This window comes from Bacillus sp. GM2 (genome assembly GCF_056155945.1).
In genome coordinates this window covers 754,268-768,297 of the sequence record NZ_JBRKSZ010000007.1, presented here as the reverse complement: position 1 = coordinate 768,297, position 14,030 = coordinate 754,268, and the positions used below count along the sequence as shown (strand labels likewise).

Below are 14,030 nucleotides of genomic sequence, written 5' to 3'. Positions count from 1 at the left end.
GGTCCTCTCCTTTAACTTTCAGTGTTTGTTTTCAAGAAACGGATGAATTCATCAAGGCCGATGGCCTGTTGATCTCCTGTTTTCGCATCTTTGACATTTATTTGATTTTGGCTCAGTTCATCCTCGCCCAAAACAGCGATATATTTCGCATTGAGACGGTCGGCGGATTTAAACTGGCCTTTCATTTTTTTCTGTTCATAGTCGATTTCGGCGGAAATCCCTGCTTCTCTCAATTTATAAAGGAGGGATACAGAATAGTCTTTGGCTTTGTCGCCAAGTGTCACGATATAGCAGTCAATGCCTTCATCCGCTCCGACTTTCACATTTTCCGCGTCCAGTGCGGCGAGAAGGCGTTCGATGCTCATCGCAAAGCCGATGCCCGGCGCTTTCGGTCCGCCGAACTCCTCGGTAAGGCCGTCATAGCGCCCTCCGCCAGCAAGCGTCGTAATCGCTCCGAAGCCTTCGGCATTGCTCATGATTTCAAAAGCCGTGTGATTGTAATAGTCAAGCCCTCTCACCAGATTCGGATCGACCTCAAACGCAATGCCGATGTCGGTCAGATATTGCTGCACTTTCGCAAAATAGGCTTTGGATTCTTCATTTAAGTAGTCAAGAATCGAAGGAGCCGTTTTCAGCAGTTCATGATCCCTGTCTTTTTTGCAGTCGAGAATCCGCAGCGGATTTTGCCGGAGCCGTTTTTGACAGTCTGAACAAAACTCGTCGATCCTCGGCTCAAAGTGGCGGATCAGCGCTTCTCTGTGAGCGGTTCGGCTCTCTTTGTCGCCGAGGCTGTTAATGACCAGCTTCAGATTGTTGAGACCCGCTTTCCAGTATACGCTCATCGCCAAGGCAATGACTTCCGCGTCAATCGCCGGGTCGTTCGAACCGATCGCTTCGATGCCGAATTGATAAAATTGGCGGTAGCGGCCTGTCTGCGGCCTTTCATAGCGGAACATCGGTCCGATGTAGTAAAGTTTCGTCGGCTGAACCGGATTAGCAAAAAGTTTGTTTTCCACAAAAGAGCGTACTGCAGATGCAGTGCCTTCAGGACGAAGCGTCAGGCTTCTTCCTTTTTTGTCTGCGAATGTGTACATTTCCTTTTGCACGATATCGGTCGATTCTCCCACCCCGCGGGAAAATAGTTCTGTATGTTCAAAAATAGGCGTCCGGATTTCTTTATATTGATACGCATGACACGTTTCTCTCGCAATCTTTTCGACGTATTGCCAGCGTTCCGATTCTCCTGGGAGAATATCTTGTGTTCCCCTTGGAATATTAAATCCCATTTTTAAATCCTCCTCATGACTTAAATGCTTTTTTTCATTTATGGAAATAAAAAAACCCCCGAACCTACTATAAAACCAATAGTAGGGACGAGAGTTATACCCGTGGTGCCACCCTAGTTGGAACGATCAACCCGTTCCCGCTCATGCCTTTAACGCAGGTTCACGTCCGCCGCCTAATTGCTCGCAAGTTCTGCCGGGCTTTCAGCGGGAAACCTTCGGAGTGTTCATTCGGTCAAGATACCGTGCAGACCGCTTTCAGCCCAGGGCGGTTCCTCTCTTTTCACGTACTCTTGCCTACTATTCTCCATCTTCAGTTCAACTCATATGTACACTAATTTATATTATAATACGAGTGTTAAGTGTGCATGTCAACCCTATTTGCGGTTCTTTTTATTTTGAATTGATTCTTTGGACGCAAGCCCCAGCTCAGTCGCCGTTTCTTCCATAAAGCCGGCCTGCTCCGGGTCCGCATGATCCTTTAGATGCAGATTCGCTTCTTGCTCATGGATCGCTCTGCCCATTCTTTGATTATACCTCACGCAACAACATCCTTTTGATATCTTTTTTCTATAGTATAAACAAATCATTTTCATTTTATTAAAAAAACGGCAAGGAATATACGATATAGAAGAAGAAGTAGTGTTCCAAGTTTTTTACCGAAAGGAGGAGATGGGTAACAATATGAAAAAAAGAACAGTATTGATCCTATCGATGATGCTGGCAGCACAAGCAGCCTTTTATACATCGTCAAACACAGCTTCTGCAGCCATCGGGGAAGCCGTGATTGCCACCGATGAAATCAATGTCAGGAGCGGGCCCGGACTGAGCCATGAAATCGTCAGCGTCGTCAGCCGGAATGAAAGCTATCCGATCCTCGAAGAGCGCGGGGATTGGGTCCAGATCCAGCTGAACGGCGGACAAAAAGGATGGGTCGTATCCTGGCTGATCAAGAAAAAAAGCCAAGTTTCCAACGGCTCTGATTCAGCGGCGGGAAAAGTCACATCTTCCGAAGCAAACCTGAGAATCAGAAAAGGCCCCGGCACTTCATATGAAGTCCAAGGCGTATTCCCTGAAGGAGAACAGGCTGACCTGCTAAAGACCGACGGAAAATGGATGAAGATTTCCTACCAGAACATCACTGGCTGGGTCCATTCAGACTATGTCAATCAAGGTTCAGGAGCAAAACAGTCTCAATCGTCTTCATCACATGCTTCATCAACAAAATCAGGAACGGTCGGCGTATCCACCTTAAATGTCAGAAGCACAGCTTCCCATCAAGGACGGATTATTGCGTCGCTCCAACGGAATGCAAGTGTGACGATTTTAAACGAACAGCACGGCTGGTATGAAATCGAATTTAATGGTCAAAAGGGCTGGGTCGCAAGCCACTATATTCTCGAAGGAACCAAACAGAAAAGCGGAACTTCGGAAACAAGCAGCGGCTCCGTGTCAAAACAGCAGGCCACCATCGTGTATGAAGGTACAAATGTTAGAAGCGGGCCTTCGACATCCTCAGCGATCGTCAAGCGCGCAGGGAAAGGCGAGTCTTACCCGATCGTCTCTGCAAAAGGCGACTGGTATGAAATCAAACTGTCAAACGGCGATTCCGCCTATGTGGCAAACTGGGTCGTTCAGACTGCTGACCAGTCTGGCTCAGCCGGAGATTCGAAAAGCGCAGCTCCGCCTTTGGCAAAGCGGTCGAGCTCGAGCGGCACAATCAAAAACAAAACGGTGGTCATCGATGCCGGACACGGCGGACATGACAGCGGGACAATCGGAACGCAAGGGACGCTGGAAAAACGGCTGACCATCAAAACGACAACGCTTCTTGCCGCGAAACTGAGAGCCGATGGCGTCAATGTCTATATGACGCGGAATGACGATTCTTTCGTCAGCCTTCAGTCGCGGGTCGCGACCTCTCACTACCGAAACGCCGACGCTTTTATCAGCATTCATTATGATAGTTTTGCAAACGCGTCCGTAAGGGGAAATACCGCCTATTACTACAGCCCTTCAAAAGACCGGAAGCTCGCAGCAGACGTGCAGTCCGAGATCGAAAAACACTCGCCTCTGCCAAGCCGCGGCGTATTATTCGGGGACTACTTCGTATTAAGAGAAAATAAACAGCCGGCCGCATTGTTTGAACTCGGCTACTTGAGCCACCCTCAAGAAGAAGCGGTTGTCAGCACGAATGCTTACAGAGAAAGAGTGACAGACGGCATCAGAAGCGGCCTGGAAAACTATTTTGACTAATTTAAAAAAGCTCCCAATTGGGAGCTTTTTCAAGCTTTAGAATCCATAATAAAGGTGACGGGGCCCGAATTTGTCAGCTTGACATCCATCATTTCGCCAAATCTTCCCGTTTCGACAGCGACCCCTTTTGCGCGAAGCATGCTGTTCCACTCCTCGTACAATTGAAGCGCCTGATCGGGCTTTGCCGCTTTTGTAAAATTCGGCCGTCTCCCTTTTTTCGTGTCGCCGTACAAGGTAAACTGAGATACCGATAAAACGGAGCCTCCGACATCTAAAAGCGACAGGTTCATCTTTTCGCCTTCATCTTCAAAAATTCGCAGATTGACTAGCTTTTCCGCCAAATATGCGGCATCTTCGCTCGTATCTTCCTGCGTCACGCCGACAAGCACCATCAAGCCGAGACCGATTTGACCGACAGTCTCGCCTCCTACCGAAACGCTTGCATCTGTGACGCGCTGAACAACTAATCTCATGACCCTTTTCCTCCTAATTCATCACCCTGCGCACGGAGTAAATATCTTTGATCTGTTTGATCCGTTCAACCACTTTATGCAAATGATTAATATTTTGAATGAAGATGGCCATATGGATCGTCGCCACTTTATTGCGATCAGATTTACCTGATACAGATGAAATATTTGTTTTTGTCTCATTAACGGCCTGAAGAACTTCATTAAGAAGGCCGCGGCGGTCATAGCCGAGAATTTCGATTTCGACGTTATATTCTTTTCTCCGCTGCGTCTGCGGCTCATGCTCCCATTCTACTTGAATCAGCCGGTCGAGTGCTTCATTTGTTAAAACATTCGGGCAGTCCTCGCGATGGACAGATACACCACGGCCTTTTGTAATGAATCCGACGATCGGATCTCCCGGAACGGGGTTGCAGCATTTTGACAGTCTGATCAGAAGGTTGTCAACGCCTTTGACGCGAACACCCGCTTCGCGCTTTTTCCCTTGGTAAGGTTTCGGTTCAGGCGTTACGTCTTGAACGCTTTTCACCTGTTCTTCCTGATCTCTGATTTTCCGTTCTTTTTCCGTCAGACGGTTTGCAACTTGAGCGGCTGTAATGCCGTTATAGCCGACTGCGGCATACATGTCTTCTTCATTGGCAAAATTGAATTTGTCGGCGACTTTCTGCAGATTCTCGACTGTTAAGACGTCCTTCACTTCAAAGTCCAGGTTTTTAATTTCTTTTTCAACCAGTTCTCTGCCTTTTTCGACGTTTTCCTCTCTGCGCTGCTTTTTAAAGAACTGGCGGATTTTATGCTTCGCTTGAGATGTCTGCGCAAGGTTGATCCAGTCCTGGCTCGGACCGTACGAATGCTTGGACGTCAGAATTTCTACGATATCCCCTGTGCGCAGCTTGTAATCAAGCGTGACCATTTTGCCGTTTACTTTCGCCCCGATCGTTTTATTGCCTATTTCTGAATGGATCCGGTACGAAAAGTCGATCGGCACGGAGCCTGACGGCAATTCAATGACGTCCCCTTTCGGCGTAAAAACGAACACCATGTCGGAAAACAAATCGATTTTTAGAGACTCCATAAATTCTTCGGCATCGCTCGACTCATTTTGAAATTCCAAAATTTCACGGAACCAGGAGAGCTTTTTATCAAAGCTTGAATCTTCATTGACATTTTTGCCTTCTTTGTAAGCCCAGTGGGCCGCGATTCCGTATTCCGCAATTTCGTGCATTTCAAACGTCCTGATCTGGACTTCCAGCGGATCCCCCTTCGGACCGATGACGGTGGTATGGAGCGACTGGTACATGTTCGGCTTCGGCATTGCGATATAGTCTTTAAATCTGCCCGGCATCGGCTTCCAGCATGTATGAATGATGCCTAAAACCGCGTAGCAGTCCTTGATGCTGTTGACGAGGATCCGGACTGCGAGCAAGTCGTAAATTTCGTTGAATTGCTTGTTTTGCATCGCCATTTTTCTGTAGATGCTGTAAATATGCTTCGGCCGTCCGGAAAAGTCCGCTTTAATATTAACCTCTTCGACGCGGCTTTTCACTTCGTTTACGACCTCTTCGACGTACAATTCCCTTTCGGCCCGCTTTTTCTTCATCAAATTGACGATCCGGTAATATTGCTGCGGATTTAAATAGCGCAAAGCGGTATCCTCAAGCTCCCACTTTATTTTTGAAATCCCAAGGCGATGAGCCAGCGGAGCAAATATTTCAAGCGTCTCATTTGAAATTCTGCGCTGCTTTTCCTGCGGCAGGTGCTTCAGGGTTCTCATGTTGTGAAGGCGGTCCGCCAGCTTGATCAAAATGACGCGGATGTCCTGAGCCATAGCCACAAACATTTTCCGATGATTTTCTGCCTGCTGTTCTTCCTGTGATTTATATTTAATTTTCCCAAGCTTCGTGACGCCGTCGACAAGCATCGCAACTTCTTCGTTGAATGCTTCCTTTAAATCTTCAAGCGTTACACTCGTATCTTCCACCACATCATGGAGAAATCCTCCCGCTATTGTGGCGGGGTCCATTTCTAAATCGACGAGGATACCCGCGACCTGGATCGGATGGATAATATACGGCTCGCCCGATTTGCGGTATTGTTCGCGATGTGCGTCTTCCGCGTACTGATAAGCCTTTTTTATAAAAGCAACATGTTCATCGGAAAGGTAACTTTTCGCCTTCTCAATGACTTGCTCAGCGGTTAATACTTGTTCGTTCGCCATGGAATCACCTTTTTTATAATTGAAAACTGTATTGTAATTATTATCAAGAAAAATGTCACAGATGTAAAGAGAAGAAATTCAAAAGGACTTTTGCCGGCCCCGGAATACTATATGAATAGGAAAAAAAGCACCCGCTTTTGATGAGTGCTTTTTATAGTATAAATTTTGTTTAGTATTGCATCAAGGTTAAAATATCATATCCGTCCAGTTTATTTCTTCCTTCAAGATATGTCAGCTCGATCAGGAAAGCGATTCCGGCTACGATGCCGCCGAGCTCTTCAACCAGCTTGATCGTTGCTTCGATCGTCCCGCCAGTTGCAAGCAGGTCGTCAGTGATCAAGACGCGCTGCCCCGGTTTAATGGCATCTTTATGGATGGTCAGGACATCTTTTCCATATTCCAATCCGTAGTCGACTTTGATGACTTCGCGCGGCAATTTGCCTTCTTTGCGGACAGGCGCAAATCCTACCCCAAGCGAATATGCGACAGGGCAGCCGATGATAAATCCTCTCGCTTCAGGTCCCACGACAAGATCGATCTCTTTTTCTTTCGCATACGTTACAATTTGATCTGTCGCATAGCGATAGACGTCGCCTTTGTCCATCAATGTTGTAATATCTTTAAATTGTACGCCTTCCTTCGGGTAATCCGGCACAATTGTCACATACTTCTTCAAATCCATCTGTCTTCATGTCCTCCTCATACTTTATAAGCGACGGCGTTTTCCGCCATCCGCTTATCCAGCCACTGTTTAAGCTCATCCGCCGAAGAATAAATGAGCTTTTGCTCCAATTCAATCAGGCGCTGTTTTTCCCGGTAGGTTTCAGAATCTGTCAGATCACGCCTTTCGGCATGATAAACAACAGATAAAACACCATTCTCTATTGTAACAAAACCGAGCTCAAAAAACACCTTTGTCATGAAATCAATTGTGTCTTTTGTCCAGCCTTTATGTCTGGCAAGCTCCCCGCCGTATTTCGGCAAGTCAAAAGAACCTCTTTTCAGGAGGAAAGCATAGTACCATTTAAAGTATTCCCTTGTTGGAAATGTTGAGAAAAAATGTTCATCTGATTGATAAAAAATCAGATAAATGCGCTCCAGTTTTTTGCCTTTTATCACTTGGTCAAAGATGTCGAGCGACGGCGGAATATCTATAAATACCGCATAACGGCTCTCAAGGTCGAGACGCTCTGCCTCTTCAGGGCCGCTGATGACGGTCAGCTCTTCTTCAAGGCCTGTCCCCGCAAGCTTCGCTTTTGTTTCCTCGCGGAAGCAGATGCACGCCCGTTTTGCAGGGTCCAGCTGCAATATTTTTTCTTCCCATGACCGTTTTCCCCGCAGATCAAACAGCTGCCATTCATTGACGGCCGCATCTTTGATCATCAGCTGCGGTTTTTTTCTGTTGTTCCACTCGTTAATCGACAGTTCCCCGACAATCGAAATCTTTGCTCCAGGAACGATCCCGTCTTCGATGGCGCCTTTATAAAATCCGATGCAATCGAGCTTGTTCTCGCCGTCTGCCAGGACAAGCTTCAAGTGATTCTTGTTGGCGCCGATTTTCCTGGAATCATCAATTTTAACGTCGCTGACAAGAACGAACGGCTTCGGATTTCCCGTGCCGAACGGCGCCAGCATGTTCATTTCGGCAATGCTGTCAACCGTGATATCTTCGAGCCGGCAGCACAAATCGACGTCTTGGACGGGAATAAAATCTTCCTCGGTCAGAACCGCTTCAGCCTGACGGTTGATTCTCTCCCTTAGTGCCGAAACATCTTCCAGGTTGAGCGTCATTCCAGCTGCCATCGGGTGGCCGCCGAAGTGCGGGAGAATATCCCGGCACTCCGAGAGATTTTGAAATAAATCAAATCCTTTGATGCTGCGCGCAGATCCTTTGGCAATGCCTTTTTCTTCATCGATACCGAGAACGATGGCTGGCCTGTAATACCTCTCGACAAGCTTTGAAGCCACGATTCCGACGACGCCGGGATTCCAGCCCGGCCGCGCCGCGACGATCACCGGCTGGTCAAGGCCTTCCTCCTCGATCATCTGAACGGCTTCCTCTGTCATCTGATTGACGATTTTTTGGCGCTCCTTGTTCAAGGCGTTGATGTCTTCGGCCAGCTCTTCCGCTTCTGTTTCGTCTTCTGTGTTCAGGAGGTAGACAGCCGGGTCAGCCTGTTCAATTCTGCCGACCGCGTTTAAGCGGGGCGCGATTTGAAAACCGATAGTCTCTTCATCCGCACTATGTATCTCCGCTCCGGCAATTTTGGTCAGCGCCTTTAATCCGGGGCGCTTCGTCCTCCTGAACTGTTCCATGCCGCGCTTGGCAATCTGCCTGTTTTCATCATGGAGCGGCACAAGGTCGGCAATCGTGCCGATCGCACAAAGGTCGAGCAAATCTTCCGGGAGCTCTCCGTTCAAAGCGTGGGCTAGCTTAAATGCGACACCGACGCCGGCTAGCTCTTTAAATGGATAGCCGCAGCCCGGCTGCTTCGGATGAATGATCGCATAGGCATCCGGCAAAACGGGGCCCGGCTCATGGTGATCCGTAATGATCAAATCGACACCAAGCTCTTTAGCGACTTCAGCTTCATGAACGCCGGCAATGCCTGTGTCAACTGTAATGATCAATGAATAGCCTGATTCTTTGATCCCGCGAAAGGCCGCTTCATTCGGACCGTACCCTTCTTTAAAGCGGTCAGGTATATAAAAATCGGCTTGTGCTGAACATTTTTTCAACATTTGCAAAAGGACAGTCGTGCTTGTCACACCGTCCGCATCATAATCGCCGTAAATCATAATCTTTTCTTGATCTGAAATTGCCTGTTTGATTCGCCGTACAGCTTTTTCCATATCTTTCAGCAGATAAGGATCGTGAAAACGTGCATCATTGCCATATAAAAATGAAGATGCTTTGTCGGCTGTATCGTAACCTCTCATGACAAGCAATGAGGCGGCAAGGGGAGTAATGCCTAACCTTCCGGCGAGCTGCTCCACCTTTTCTTTGTCGGGCGTTTGCACGTCCCAACGCATTTTTGACGCTAACATAAATTCACCCCTCAACCACACTATTATACTAGAGCGGCATGAGGGGATTCAATTTATTTCGTACAATCTTTCTAGTCTTTCTGATTTTCGGGCGCCGCCGGTTCGGCTTCGAGTTCAGGATGCTTTGCCCGTTCTTCTTTCTTGAGCGTCTTGAGCTCTTTTTTCAGCCGCATGATCTGGAAAGCGCCGGCCGAGCCGATGATAAGCGCCCCCATCAATACCGACACCAAAATCACCAGGATCAAAGGCCATTCTGCTGTACCAAAAAGAAAATCAACCTTCACCGGTTCAACATTAATGACCGCGAAAACAGCAACAATTAATGTAAAAATAAGTGCAGCAATTAACGTCCATTGTTTGTTCATGAGATATTCTCTCCATTCGCGTCGTTTTCTAGCGTTATTTTCCCGCTCTGCTCCAATTTTAAACAAAAAGAAGATCGATAGAAAGCCGCCAAAACAACTTTTTTTCTATTCAAATCAAAAAAAGACCGCCCGGCAGTGCGGGCAGTCCATTATTTATTCTTCTGCAGGCTTGCGCTTCGGCTTTTTCAGTTCGCGCCCTTTCCAGACAAGCCATAGTTGAGCTGCGATGTAGAGTGATGAATATACTCCGCTCAAAAGTCCGACCAACAGCGCAACAGAGAAGTTCGAAATCGATGCAGCGCCGAAGATGAGAAGTGCAATGACGACAATGACGACAGTCAGCACCGTATTAATCGAACGCGTGAACGTCTGCTGCAAGCTCAAATTCACAATATGCGACAAGTCGCTGAAGGTTTTCGGTTTGCGCTTTTTCATATGCTCCCTGATCCTGTCAAACGTTACAATTGTATCATTTATCGAATAGCCGATGATCGTCAGCACGGCAGCAATGAAAGTAACATCAACCTCAAGCCTTGTCAGGCTGAAGACGGCAATGATGAAAAACGCGTCATACAGCAATGAAGTAATAGCCGCAATCGCCATCTTGTATTCAAAGCGGATCGAGACATACAAAATGAGCCCGATTGACGCGATGATCACCGCATAAAGCGCATTTCTCGCCAGCTCCTTGCCGACGGTAGGCGATACGGTGCTGACATTTGGTTCGCTTCCGTATTTGTCTTTAAAATAATCTTTCACTTCAGCGATCTTTTTCTGATTCGGCACGCCGACAAACCTGGCGACGCCATGATCATTTTTTTCGCCTGAAAGAACGATCGAGTCAGGATCAAGCCCGACTTGTTCAAAGTCCTTTTCGAGCTGCTGGGTTGTCAGCTTATGATCGCTTTGAACTTCGATTCTCGATCCGCTTGAGAAATCGATGCCGAGGTTCAGCTTAAACACAAGCAAGACGATAAGACCAGCGGCCAGAAGAACGCCCGAAAATGCAAAGAACCATTTGCGCTTCCCGACGAAATCCCATTTGGAAAACGGGTTCGGAGGCTCCGTATTTTCGTCTGTCTTTCTGATATCCAAAATGTCTTTTTTGCGCACCCCAAACCAGCCTTTTTTCCGGTCAAGCCAGCGGCTTTCGACCAGCAGGCCGAGCAGGAAGCGCGACAGGAAGACAGCTGTAATAAAGCTTGTCAAAATGGATAGGATCAGCATGGTCGCGAAGCCTTTGACAGAGCTTGTACCAAATATGAAAAGCACGATTCCGGCAAGCATCGTCGTAATATTGGCATCAAAAATCGTTGCAAACGATCTTCTGTTTCCTGCTTTAAAAGCCGAACGGACCGATTTGCCGAGCTTCAGCTCTTCTTTTATGCGTTCATACGTAATGATGTTGGCGTCAACCGCCATCCCGACGCCCAATATAAGAGCCGCGATCCCCGGAAGGGTCAGAACCGCATTCATCCAGTCGAATATCTGCAGTGTAATGTAGATGTAGACCGAAAGCGTAATGACCGCAATAAAACCAGGCAAGCGATAGTAAAGAAGCATAAATAAGAAAATAATAGCAATACCAATGATTCCCGCAAACACGGTATCATTCAAAGCCTGCTCCCCAAACTGCGCTCCGACGGATGTCGAATACTTTTCAACGAGTTTGACAGGAAGAGCTCCCGCATTTAAAATGCTCGCCATGTCTTTTGCTTCCTGAATCGTAAAGTTGCCTTCAATCATCACGTCTGACGTATTCAGCACCTGGCTGACATTCGGAGCGGAAATGTATTTATGATCCGCTTTTTGCGATTCCTTTTTAAAAGAGTCGCCTTTTTTGTAATCAAGCCAGATGACGAGCTGGTTGTTCGGCTTCATATCGAGCACTTTCTTCGTCACTTCGCCGAATTTATCGGCATCCTTCAGCTTGATCGTCACGATCGGCTCATTCGTATCCTGCTTGAACGACTGTTTGGCGCCGTTTTCGACAAGATCCGCACCGTTCAAAAGCTCTTTGTCATTCGTATCCCTGAACGTAAGTTGAGCCTGTGTCGATAAGATTTCCCGCGCCCTGTTCTGGTTGTCGACGCCGGCAAGCTGAACCCTGATCCGGTTGTTTCCTTCAATTTGAATGTTCGGCTCGCTGACGCCTAATACATTCGCCCGGCGGTTCAGCGCTTCAACCGTGCTGATGAGGGCATCCCTGTCAATTTTGTCGCCCTGTTTGGCAGGCTGGACTTCATACAGAACCTCAAAACCGCCCTGAAGATCAAGGCCGAGGCTGATGTTGTCTGCAGCCGGCTTCGTGAACATTCCCAGTCCTGTACCGATCAAGAGAACGGTAAGGAAAAACGCAATCAAGCGTCCTTTTTTCATTATGTATTTCCTCCTTAAATCAACCAAAATCAACGGCTACCTCAGCAGCTCATCGAGCATATCCTGCCCTTCTTTGCTGTCGAGTAAATTAGACGTTTTAAACGATTCTACGGTTGCATAGTTCATAAATTCGCCAATTTTCACAGATAAAATGTCACCGGCCAGCTGGTGAATTTGAACATCCTTCCGGTTCTTCCATTTCTTATTCAATAAGTATGACCACAATTCCTCTATTTCAATATCGTCATAACCGAGTATTCTAAACTCTTCCGTCTTGCTGCGAAGAAAGGGTTTTAAATGATCCTTGTACAGATCAGCCGGATGTTTGCCCATGCCAAAGCCACGCTCCTTTCACATTTTTTCAGAGAGACTTGTCATGCTTGGACGATGTATGCGCATATCTTATTGTATATGATTAAAGGTTGTTTGAGAAGGCAGGGGACTCTAGAAATGACGAAGCAGACGTTTTTAAAAGGAACGCTCATTTTAATAGCGGCGGGTTTGATTACGAGAATGCTCGGCTTTATCAACCGGATTGTCATCGCAAGGTTCATCGGTGGTGAAGGCGTCGGGCTTTACATGATGGCGGCCCCGACTTTTTTTCTGGCCGTCACCCTCACCCAGTTCGGCCTCCCGGTCGCCATCAGCAAGCTGGTCGCTGAAGCGGAAGCGCGCCGAGACCATAGGAAGACAAAACAGATTTTAGTGATGTCTCTTGCGATCACCGGGACGCTCAGCGCCATCATCACTCCGGTGTTTCTCATTTACGCCCCGCTGATGGCCGATACGCTGCTCACAGACAAAAGAACGCTTTATCCGCTTTTGGCGGTTACGCCGGTCGTGCCGATCATTGCCGTTTCCAGCGTGCTGAGGGGCTATTTTCAAGGGAAGCAAAATATGCGGCCGCTTGCCGTGTCCCAGGTTCTCGAACAAATTGTCCGGATATCGCTCGTCGCCGTCTGCACGACAGCATTCCTTCCGCTCGGCATCGAGTATGCAGCAGCGGGCGCCATGCTGTCTTCCGTGTTTGGCGAATTGGCTTCACTCCTTTATTTGTTCGTCGCCTTTAAATACAAAAAGAAAATCCGCATCAGAAAACGTTTTTTCCAATCGCTTAAAGCGGGGCGAACGACTTTTTTCGAGCTGATGAGCGTCTCGCTCCCAACGACGGGCAGCCGTTTTATCGGGAACCTGTCATGGTTTTTTGAGCCGATTGTCGTAGCGCAAAGCCTTGCGATAGCAGGGGTCGCCGCTTCCGCCGCAACGAGCCAGTACGGGGAGTTGACCGGCTTTGCCCTGACGCTTCTCACCCTCCCGAGCTTTATCACATATTCGCTGTCTACCGCGCTCGTTCCCGCCATCAGCGAAGGAATCGAGCAGAAAAAAATGCAGGTTGTGGAATACAGGCTTGAGCAGGCGATGAGGCTTTGCCTATTAAGCGGCGGAATATCAGCGGTCATTTTATTTTCGTATGCTGATGAGCTGGTCAGCGTGATGTACGGGTCGTCAAATGCCGCCATTTACGTCAAAATCATGGCTCCATTCTTTTTGTTCTACTATTTCCAAGGCCCCCTGCAGGCCGTCCTGCAGGCTTTAAACCTGGCCGGCGCGGCAATGATGAACAGCTTGGTCGGCGCCGTTGTGAAAACCGGTCTCATTTTTGTTCTCGCTTCACGGCCTTCGCTTGGCATTATGGGGGCTGCGCTTGCGATCTTGACGGGAATCATCCTTGTCACTTTGCTGCACGCTGCAACCGTCAGCAAAGTGCTTCCCATCAGCATTAACCTGAAAGAATATATCGTATCCTTCGGCGTCATTTTGATATCAGGGTGGGGCAGCCTTCTGATGAAAGAACACCTTTTTTTAGCCCAGTCCGAGCCGATGCGCCTGCTTTTATGTATCGCGGTTACAAGCTGTCTCTACGTTTTCCTTCTGATTGCCTTCAAGCTGGTCAAAAAGGAAGAAATCCAGCGGTTTCCGCTGTTCGGCCGCTGGATTTCATAGCTTTCTT

The 14,030-nt window shown here is 47.9% G+C and carries 11 protein-coding genes and 1 other annotated feature; of the genes, 2 read left to right on the top strand and 9 right to left on the bottom strand.

Annotated elements, in window-relative coordinates; all coding sequences use genetic code 11:
• Positions 1-11 precede the first annotated feature (11 nt).
• Together hisS and ACVC9U_RS04870 are read right to left on the bottom strand one after the other, a co-directional pair.
• Entirely contained in the window at positions 12-1,286 is a 1,275-nt protein-coding gene (gene hisS, locus ACVC9U_RS04875; protein ID WP_441390162.1) for a histidine--tRNA ligase, read from the bottom strand.
• A gap of 80 nt (positions 1,287-1,366) precedes the next feature.
• Positions 1,367-1,606 (bottom strand) — a binding site (T-box leader).
• A 54-nt stretch (positions 1,607-1,660) separates the two neighbouring features.
• On the bottom strand, positions 1,661-1,825 hold the full coding sequence (locus ACVC9U_RS04870; RefSeq protein ID WP_162009190.1) for a YrzK family protein: 165 nt from the start codon (positions 1,823-1,825) through the stop codon (positions 1,661-1,663).
• Between the two features lie 142 nt (positions 1,826-1,967).
• Here ACVC9U_RS04870 and ACVC9U_RS04865 point away from each other — a divergent pair, with 142 nt between their 5' ends.
• Positions 1,968-3,539, top strand: coding sequence for an SH3 domain-containing protein (locus tag ACVC9U_RS04865; protein ID WP_441390161.1), 1,572 nt, complete (start codon positions 1,968-1,970; stop codon positions 3,537-3,539).
• A gap of 29 nt (positions 3,540-3,568) precedes the next feature.
• Here the strand turns inward: ACVC9U_RS04865 and dtd are convergent, their stop codons facing one another.
• The 7 genes from dtd to ACVC9U_RS04830 all read right to left on the bottom strand — a co-directional run bounded on the left by dtd (position 3,569) and on the right by ACVC9U_RS04830 (position 12,352).
• Positions 3,569-4,012: a D-aminoacyl-tRNA deacylase gene (gene dtd / locus ACVC9U_RS04860; RefSeq protein WP_048349914.1), complete on the bottom strand. Its 444-nt coding sequence runs from the start codon at positions 4,010-4,012 to the stop codon at positions 3,569-3,571.
• 13 nt (positions 4,013-4,025) lie between these two features.
• Positions 4,026-6,227 carry a RelA/SpoT family protein gene (locus ACVC9U_RS04855; RefSeq protein ID WP_023855390.1) on the bottom strand — a complete coding sequence of 734 codons (2,202 nt, stop codon included), beginning with the start codon at positions 6,225-6,227 and terminating at the stop codon, positions 4,026-4,028.
• A 169-nt stretch (positions 6,228-6,396) separates the two neighbouring features.
• Positions 6,397-6,909, bottom strand: a complete 513-nt coding sequence (locus ACVC9U_RS04850; RefSeq protein ID WP_020452411.1) for an adenine phosphoribosyltransferase — start codon at positions 6,907-6,909, stop codon at positions 6,397-6,399.
• Positions 6,910-6,926: 17 nt separating this feature from the next.
• The gene (gene recJ, locus ACVC9U_RS04845) at positions 6,927-9,275 is read right to left on the bottom strand and encodes a single-stranded-DNA-specific exonuclease RecJ (RefSeq protein WP_048349913.1); all 2,349 of its coding nucleotides are present in this window, start codon (positions 9,273-9,275) and stop codon (positions 6,927-6,929) included.
• Positions 9,276-9,346: 71 nt separating this feature from the next.
• Positions 9,347-9,640, bottom strand: a complete 294-nt coding sequence (locus ACVC9U_RS04840; RefSeq protein ID WP_003183967.1) for a LapA family protein — start codon at positions 9,638-9,640, stop codon at positions 9,347-9,349.
• Positions 9,641-9,793: 153 nt separating this feature from the next.
• Complete coding sequence (secDF, locus tag ACVC9U_RS04835) at positions 9,794-12,019, bottom strand: protein translocase subunit SecDF (RefSeq protein ID WP_003183969.1); 2,226 nt, start codon at positions 12,017-12,019, stop codon at positions 9,794-9,796.
• 36 nt (positions 12,020-12,055) lie between these two features.
• The gene (locus tag ACVC9U_RS04830) at positions 12,056-12,352 is read right to left on the bottom strand and encodes a post-transcriptional regulator (RefSeq protein ID WP_003183971.1); all 297 of its coding nucleotides are present in this window, start codon (positions 12,350-12,352) and stop codon (positions 12,056-12,058) included.
• Between the two features lie 117 nt (positions 12,353-12,469).
• Between ACVC9U_RS04830 and spoVB the strand changes: the two genes are divergently transcribed.
• The gene (gene spoVB / locus ACVC9U_RS04825) at positions 12,470-14,023 is read left to right on the top strand and encodes a stage V sporulation protein B (RefSeq protein ID WP_009327771.1); all 1,554 of its coding nucleotides are present in this window, start codon (positions 12,470-12,472) and stop codon (positions 14,021-14,023) included.
• Positions 14,024-14,030: the final 7 nt, after the last annotated feature.